We start from the raw sequence: 438 nt of genomic DNA, 5'->3' as shown, positions 1-438 counted from the left end.
ATTATTGTTTTTCTCTACAATCAAATGGTTAAGTTCATCCATAAATGGATGTATAACGATTCCGCCACTCAGATTATTTTCTCGCTGTTACTGCCCTTTTCCTGCTATCTGATTGCGGAAAGAATCGGCGTATCCGGCATCCTGGCCGCCGTCAGCGCCGGCATGATGATTGGCCAATCCAAAGTGAATCGCAGCATGCCGCTGGTGCGTTTACGCACCAATAATATTTGGGAAATGCTCGAGTTCGTGTTTAACGGCATGGTGTTTATTCTGCTTGGGCTGCAGCTGCCAGGCATCTTGAACTTCACCGTGGGGCAAACCGGTATCGATCATTCCATCAGCCTGGAGACGCTGCTGGCTTACGTGGTGATCATCTATTTTAGTTTGATCGCCGTGCGTTTGATTTGGCTGTGGCTGATGAAGGTCGGCAGCGCGACC

General features: G+C 49.1%; 1 protein-coding gene. It reads left to right on the top strand.

Translation table 11 applies throughout. From position 1 onward, the window contains the following. Window positions 1-24: 24 nt before the first annotated feature. A partial coding sequence (locus tag DVK07_RS21875) for a cation:proton antiporter (RefSeq protein ID WP_255410511.1) occupies window positions 25-438 on the top strand: 414 nt, incomplete at its 3' end.

The sequence above is a fragment of the Halorubrum sp. Atlit-26R genome (assembly GCF_003666015.1).
Classification (GTDB): Archaea; Halobacteriota; Halobacteria; order Halobacteriales; family Haloferacaceae; genus Halorubrum.
This window is presented reverse-complemented; position numbering and strand designations above follow the sequence as displayed.